The organism is Priestia sp. P5_B4 (assembly GCF_056400385.1).
In genome coordinates this window covers 1-5,603 of the sequence record NZ_JBFULJ010000211.1, presented here as the reverse complement: position 1 = coordinate 5,603, position 5,603 = coordinate 1, and the positions used below count along the sequence as shown (strand labels likewise).

General features: G+C 35.9%; 7 protein-coding genes. 4 read left to right on the top strand and 3 right to left on the bottom strand.

Features of this window, described 5'->3' with window-relative positions; all coding sequences use genetic code 11:
- Nucleotides 1-118 (bottom strand): H-type small acid-soluble spore protein (locus AC1DRF_RS15565; protein WP_477741091.1); only part of this gene is annotated, 118 nt, incomplete at its 3' end.
- Nucleotides 119-649: 531 nt separating this feature from the next.
- Nucleotides 650-910, bottom strand: coding sequence for a hypothetical protein (locus AC1DRF_RS15560; protein ID WP_043981048.1), 261 nt, complete (start codon nucleotides 908-910; stop codon nucleotides 650-652).
- A gap of 356 nt (nucleotides 911-1,266) precedes the next feature.
- On the opposite strand from AC1DRF_RS15560, the gene AC1DRF_RS15555 reads away from it, so the two are divergent.
- Entirely contained in the window at nucleotides 1,267-1,422 is a 156-nt protein-coding gene (locus tag AC1DRF_RS15555; protein ID WP_013058266.1) for a hypothetical protein, read from the top strand.
- Nucleotides 1,423-1,683: 261 nt separating this feature from the next.
- Here AC1DRF_RS15555 and AC1DRF_RS15550 read toward each other — a convergent pair whose 3' ends face one another.
- Nucleotides 1,684-2,298, bottom strand: coding sequence for a TetR/AcrR family transcriptional regulator (locus tag AC1DRF_RS15550; RefSeq protein WP_230185512.1), 615 nt, complete (start codon nucleotides 2,296-2,298; stop codon nucleotides 1,684-1,686).
- A gap of 189 nt (nucleotides 2,299-2,487) precedes the next feature.
- Between AC1DRF_RS15550 and kynU the strand changes: the two genes are divergently transcribed.
- The 3 genes from kynU to AC1DRF_RS15535 all read left to right on the top strand — a co-directional run.
- Nucleotides 2,488-3,774, top strand: a complete 1,287-nt coding sequence (gene kynU / locus AC1DRF_RS15545) for a kynureninase (RefSeq protein WP_477741090.1) — start codon at nucleotides 2,488-2,490, stop codon at nucleotides 3,772-3,774.
- 116 nt (nucleotides 3,775-3,890) lie between these two features.
- Nucleotides 3,891-5,333 carry an amino acid permease gene (locus tag AC1DRF_RS15540; protein ID WP_377568649.1) on the top strand — a complete coding sequence of 481 codons (1,443 nt, stop codon included), beginning with the start codon at nucleotides 3,891-3,893 and terminating at the stop codon, nucleotides 5,331-5,333.
- A 39-nt stretch (nucleotides 5,334-5,372) separates the two neighbouring features.
- A partial coding sequence (locus tag AC1DRF_RS15535) for a tryptophan 2,3-dioxygenase family protein (protein ID WP_477741089.1) occupies nucleotides 5,373-5,603 on the top strand: 231 nt, incomplete at its 3' end.

Genomic DNA, 5,603 nt, shown 5'->3' with positions numbered 1-5,603 from the left:
GAATTGTAGCTACCCCATTTTGTTGGTCTACATGCTCAATGTAAATGCTTTTCCCGTTATGTATGACATTGGCCATGTCCACTGAATCGGCAATTTCTTGTGCTCTTTGTGCATCCATCTTTATCCAGCCTCCTTTTTATTTATGACAGTGAAAGTATTTGTTTTTAATTAATTTTTATGCATTTAATTCCTCTATATAAAATCAATTTTAATTTTTCAACTGAGACATTAAGCAGTAAAAAAGCTATCTCATTCATAATTTGAGATAGCTTTTCATTTTATTATTCAGTTTAATCTTCTTCTGGAATCTTAATTAAAATGGCTATAGCTATTGTTGCCAAAAATATAACCCCTAAAGTTAGCAATAGACTCGTACTCATATGCCTCATCTACCCTTCTCTTTTCATCCCTATGATTCCATTTTAGCAGAGGAAATTAGGTAATAAAACTGGAAATGATAGCGTTTTACTAAAAATTTTATATTATACATGTTAAAATAATGTAGTTGTTTTAACTCAACCAATGTATTCAATTTTTTGCTTGAATAGAGCAAGCTACCTCTTTCCTATTTTGGGGTAGCCCTTTTTTTATCGTGATAAAATAAAATTTTGTTTTGGATCTATTTCTTCCTACCTTCGGTTTACCTTCGTTATTTACGCATCTGTTCAATCTCTTCTTCTGTAAGCTCCGTTAATTCAGATATTGTTTGATTATCCATACCTTTTTGCAGCATTCTTAATGCTACTCTCTTAATAGCTCTTTTTCCCCCTTGCTTTTCAGCTTTTTTTAATGTCAATGTTTCATCTACTTGGAATTCCTGGTTTACTTCATAAGTCATTAACATTTGTGGATCCTCAGTCACACGTGCCCATTCATTCATCGCATTTTTCAACGTTTGATCTTTCTCCATTACAACTTCCTCCAAAAATGAGTAAAATCTTCATCTCTTGACACATTAAACAACAGTAATTGTTTTACTAATTATGTGTCCTTTTTACGATACTATTCTCACCTATCCCAAAATCAAATTAATCCCATAAAGCTTGTCCGTTCACCCTAAAACTAAAAAAGAATAATTACTGCATTAGGTGAGGTGTAAGTAGTAATGTAAGATGTGCTCGGTTGTTTATATGCTGGGGCTCGCCTAGTAGCAAACAGGGCTTTGATTCAGAAGCAACTAACAAATTATTTATTTAATTTATATGTTTTTTCTTATAGTTGCACATATTAAAAACAATACTAAATGAAAGCGAGATGAGATAAGTAATGTCAAAACAAGGGATACAGAAAAAGAATCAAACAAGAGAGCAAGTGGAGAAGCAAGATAAAAGAAATGATGTTGAATTAGGTAATGAATTTCAAACTGGCAACACAAGTTCCCAGAGCCAGAAAAAAAGTGGACGCCAAGTGAATAAAAAATAAATTTAACCTTTCGAGGATAATAAAAAACCTCCGTTCAAATTTATGACTTGAACGGAGGTTTCTTCAAATTAAATAATACTTTTCCATAGAGTAAAAAGCTCACTAAACTTTCAACGTTTAGTAAGCTTTATTATATTTATACTATTATCTATACCCATGAGAGAGTGTATGGGGAAACGGTCCCTTTTTTCTGCAGAGAATGTTGAATAGTAGCGGGATACTATATACTTGTTTCAAACAAATTCAATTTACGCACCGAAATTATAAATAGAGTCCTTTAATGTAAATAGATGCGATATTCTTAGCAATTTGTTCTACAGGATGCTCATATTCATTACGAACAATTTCCCAAAGGTACATTTCATTAGTGAAAAACCACCCTCTTGCTACTAGCTCGTTATGTACATCTTTACGGGCTAATCCATTGCGCTGCGCATAGGCAATGTCTTCTGAAATTCGTTGAATAAACTTTTCCCGAATGTTCTTCCATTTCTCTGAAACGAGAGGAGAAATACCAATAGCCTGCTCAAACACTTGCAGCATTTTTTGTTCATCCTCAGCCATTTTTAAAAACTCGTTCGTTTGTTTATGAATCATTTCTTCTGCTTCATTTACAGATGCGGGTAAAAATGCAGCCTCGGCAATTTCATAAAATTTCTCCATAACATTCTCCATTAATACAACTAAAAAGTCTTCTTTTCCTTCGAAATGAACGTATGCAGTACCATACCCAACCCTTGCCTTTTTTATTATTTGAGTGATAGTTGCTTTGTGAAAACCTTCTGTTATAAATACTTCTCTTGCAGCTTCTAATAATTTCTGTCGAGTCTTTATTGAACGTAAATGCCGTTTATCTTCAACGTTATTTTCATTCATTAAGGTTCCTTCCTCCCTATCCGTTTTACTCTCTAGGATATAGAAGTTTTCACAAAACGAAAAGAAATAAAGAGAATTTATTACAAAAATTATTTTTTTAATTTTCAAAATTATATTATTGACACCGTGTCATATTCTTTGTTACGATTCTTCTAGGATACATATTAAGTAATGCAGAGGAGGAAAATTATGCAATTAAATACCTTTAAACCCACATTAGAGTATGCCAAACAGTTGGATCAAGAAGACTCCCTTTCAAGTTTTCGTGACGAATTTTATTTAAAGCCTGATTCCATATATATGGATGGAAACTCATTGGGGCTCCTTTCTAAAAGAGCTGAACGCAGACTTATAGAAGTGTTAAATGATTGGAAAGAACAAGGAATTGATGGATGGACTCAAGGGAAACACCCATGGTTCTCCTTGTCCGAAAAATTAGGTGAAATGAGTGCGCCGTTAGTTGGGGCTTCTAGCGAAGAAGTCATTGTAACTGGTTCGACAACAGTTAACCTTCATCAGCTTGTAGCTACTTTCTACAATCCAAAAGGAACGCGCACAAAGATTTTAGCTGATGAATTGACCTTTCCATCTGATATTTATGCGCTTCAAAGTCAGCTGCGAACCCATGGATACAATCCAGATACTCACCTTATATGTGTAAAAAGCCGCGATGGCCGTTTTTTAGAAGAAGATGACATTATTGAGGCTATGACCGATGAAATTGCTTTAATTATCTTACCGACTGTACTCTATCGCAGCGGCCAAATATTAGATATGGAACGATTGACGGCTGAAGCACACAAGCGTGGAATTTTGATTGGATTTGATGGCTGCCACTCTATTGGTGCAATTCCTCACTCCTTTAGTAAATGGGATGTTGATTTTGCATATTGGTGTAATTACAAGCACTTAAACGGTGGACCTGGCTGTGTAGGCGGTTTATATGTAAATAAAAAACATTTTGGAACAGCACCTGGTTTAGCAGGCTGGTTTAGTTCAAAGAAAGAAAAGCAGTTTGATATGGAACACACATTAACACCTGCTGATTCAGCCGGTGCTTATCAAGTTGGAACACCCCATGTTTTAAGTCTGGCTCCTTTAATTGGATCGCTAGAAATTTTCACTGAGGCTGGTATAGATAATATTCGAGCTAAATCTCTTAAAATCAATCATTATTTAATGTATTTATTAGAAAAAGAGCTGAGTGACTTCAATTTTACCCTTGGAAGCCCTAGAGAAGATAAAAAGCGCGGAGGGCACGTAAGTCTTGAACATAAGGAAGCAGCGCGCATTTGTAAAGCATTAAAAGAGAATGGTATCATTCCAGATTTTCGCGCTCCGAATATTATTCGCCTTGCTCCTGTTGCTCTTTACACTTCTTATACAGAAGTCTGGGAAGTAGTACAAACTTTGAAGAAAATTATGAACGATAAAGAATATGAAAAATTTAAAAATGAACGTGAAGTAGTGGCGTAAAAGCTAAACTACTTGTTTTTTAACAAGAAAAGTAAGCGCTTTCTAAATCTTGAGGAAGCTATTTTACGTAGATATGCAGCCAAACCATTATTTTGAAACTATGAGGGAGATGAAATATGAAAACCCACAATACTCAATTGCCAAACAAAGATGATGCAGAAAAGGGATTAAAACGAAATCTAAAAACAAGTCAATTGACAATGATTTCGATGGGCTGTGCAATTGGAACTGGACTGTTCTTAGGCAGTGGCCTTGCGATTCAAACAGCTGGACCTAGTGTATTGGTTAGTTATGCTTTAGGAGCTTTTGTTGTATTACTTTTAATGGGGTGTTTGGCAGAAATGACAGTGGCCCACCCTACTTCTGGATCGTTTGGAACAATTTCCGAAAAATATGTACATCCCCTGGCAGGCTTTTTGGTTCGCTATTCATATTGGATAGCCAACGTCCTCGCCGTTGGAGTAGAAGTAAGTGCAATAGCCGTGTATATGAAGTACTGGTTTCCAAGCGTTCCGGGTATTGTCTGGATTTTAGTGTTTGCTACTATACTAATCTATGTAAACGCAACTAGTGTTAATACGTTTGCTACTTTTGAGTATTGGTTTTCCATGATAAAAATCAGTGCAATTGTGGGCTTTATTCTTTTAGGGTCCTATGTTCTGTTTGGAACAGATGCACGTCCTAATATGGGTACAGGTAATTTTGTAAATGATGGTGGATTCCTTCCTTTCGGATGGTGGGGAATGTGGGTAGCTGTCTTTATTTCCCTCTTTAGTTTCTTAGGAACCGAAATGATTGCAGTTACAGCTGGAGAAGCAAAAGAGCCTGATATAGCCGTTCCGAAGGCTTTAAAAGCAACTGTGTTTCGTTTAACTACTTTTTACGTTTTGACTATAGGCATCATGCTAATGATTGTTCCATGGAAGTCAGCTCAAGTTGATAAAAGTCCATTTGTGAAAGTAATGGAAATTCTGAATATCCCGGCTGCCTCTGGAATTATGAATTTTATTATTTTAACGGCTGCTTTATCAGCTATGAACAGTCAGTTATATGCTTCCACACGTATGATGTTCTCCCTCTCTCAAAGTAAACATGCACCAGCTTTTTTAGGGAGACTAAGCAAAAAAGGTGTACCGCTATGGGCCCTTGCTGTATCAACCCTGGGCATTTTTCTTGCGGCAGCAGTTAATGGACTGCTCCCAAGCTCTTCATATGCCTTTATGATGGGCATTTCAATGTTCGGAGCTATGTTCACATGGCTTATGATATTTGTTTCTCACCTCTACTTCCGGAAAAAATGGGAGAAATCTGGCGGAAGAAAATTACCGGTAAGAATGCTTGGCTTCCCCTATTTTACGATTTTAGGAGCCATCTTATTACTCGGTTTGATGATTACCACTTGGTTTACAGATTTTAAAATTATGCTTCAGTTTGGAATTCCTTGGTTAGCATTCTTATCCATTGCTTATTTTATCTCTAAGAAAAGAAAAGGTAACCATCACTTTGCAGAAGATATGGCTAATAGCAGCTTAAAAGAAGAATTAGAGGAATTACGTTAACGTTCAAGTTATTTTACATAAAAACAAGGGGGATACAAAATGAAAACGACAAATAACAAGGCACCCAATGCAGTTGAACTAGAGAAAGAACTTCAAACGGACTTTCAGAAAGCCATGTCGTATGGAGATTACCTGCACCTGGATAAAATATTATCTAGTCAGCATAGACTTTCTAATCACCATGATGAAATGCTGTTTATTGTCATCCATCAAGCTAGTGAACTATGGATGAAACTAATTCTACATGAGGTAACAGCTGCTATTCAGTGC